Here is a 1,518-nt window from a genome sequence, read left to right on the forward strand (position 1 = left end):
TCTCCGACCATCGCCGAGAGGGCGTCGATCTGACCAGCGTTGATGAATTCGCCGCGGGCATCAGCCTGGGCTACAACCTTGGTGAAGGCGTCGAACATTGAAGAGCTCCTGGTCTGGAGGAAGGGATGGGAAGGGGCTGGTATGGGCCGAGATGGGGCACCGATGGGCACCGAACCTGAGGGCCCCGGAGAGGGGGCTGACCACTCAACCCAGGCACCGGGCCATTGTTGGTGAGCGATCCCGTGGATGAAGCCAACCGTTACGAAGGGTCACCGGATACGAAGGGTCACCGGAGGATCACGGGAACGGCAGGCGAGGCATGGTCCAAGCCCTGCCGCTGGCCTGCTCCCCGGGATCCCCACCGCTTCTATGGACCCGTCTCAGTTCGGCCCCGCCTCAGTTCACCGGGGTGACGCTGGCGACGCGTCCCCCTTGGCGGTGGATCATCTGCTGGGTCTCCAGCAGCTTGTCGAAGGTCACGAAGCGGGCGGTGCTGGCCCGCTTGTGCAGCCGGTAGTTGTTCAGCCCCGTCACCTCGACGCGGTAGACGCGGGCCTTCTGGCCGATGCCGCGGGCCATGCTCGTGATCGACTCGTTCGGCATCTGGGTGGGCTGGAAGCCGGCCCCGCTGGCGTTGGGGCTCACAACCGGCACCGCCCGGTCCTGGTGCAGGGCTTTCCCGAGACGGAACTTCGTGCCGGCGGTGTCTCCCTTCACAGAGGCCGCCACGCCGCGGGCCAGCTGCATCAGCCAGGAGAACTGCCGTCCCTGATGGCCGGTGGAGTAATCCCAGCCATGCACGTAGGGCACGGTCTCCTCCCCGAAGCGGCCCTGATACTCGGCGCTGTCGATATAGGAGTCGATCTCGGCATCGAAGCCCTGCTCCTGCAGGATCGTGAAATGATGCAGCATCTCCGCTTTGTTCTGCGGTGCCCTACCGAGCAGATGCTTGTGGTTCAGTTCGATGAAATGGTAGGGATTGCAGTTCTCGAAGAACTTGCTGCGGTAAAGTCCACTTCTGGCGACCTGGCGTACGAACTCTCGCACGCTGAGGAGATTGTGCTTGAAGAGTGACTCGGTCTGGGTGAGTCTTTCGCTCTCCATGATGTATTGATTGCCCAGGACCTGCCGGTAAACAGCGCGAATCAGGCTGGCTTTGTCCTGCTGGGAGCTGATGCTCCAGTTTTCTTTGTTGCGATCCCCGCTGAAGCGTTCGATGCCGAGATGCGACGCATTGACAAGTGTCATGGCAGATGGCGGTGAAGGGAGTTTGCGCCGAAACAGCGGCGCATGTTGTGGAAGGTTATGTCTTCTTGCTTGTCAGCCTGCGCTCTTCTGGGCAAACTTCACAGCCCGGCAGCGCGCCTGTTGAAGCGTGTGGCGACAGCGGCGCGGGGAGGACCCGACCATGAAAAAGGCCCCCGAGCGGGGGCCAGAGGAGCCGAGGTAAGAACCCTTGAGGAGGGATTTCAGACGAGGGCGGCGATGGCGTAGTCGATGTAGTTGTTGGCGATGACA

1 protein-coding gene and 1 pseudogene are annotated in these 1,518 nt (G+C 62.3%); both read right to left on the minus strand.

Annotated features, from left to right (window positions below):
* Positions 1-98 (minus strand): annotated as a pseudogene (locus tag ACLD7X_RS16685) (phycocyanin subunit beta); the annotation flags it as partial.
* A 298-nt stretch (positions 99-396) separates the two neighbouring features.
* Positions 397-1,248, minus strand: a complete 852-nt coding sequence (locus tag ACLD7X_RS16690) for a phycobilisome rod-core linker polypeptide (protein WP_411424811.1) — start codon at positions 1,246-1,248, stop codon at positions 397-399.
* Positions 1,249-1,518 lie beyond the last annotated feature (270 nt).

The sequence above is a fragment of the Aphanothece microscopica RSMan92 genome, from assembly GCF_046613545.2.
Classification (GTDB): Bacteria; Cyanobacteriota; Cyanobacteriia; order PCC-6307; family Cyanobiaceae; genus NIES-981.

Coding starts and splice junctions, on each gene's coding strand:
- ACLD7X_RS16690 (WP_411424811.1), bottom strand. CDS start 1,248: ATGACACTTGTCAATGCGTCGCATCTCGGCATCGAACGCTTCAGCGGG.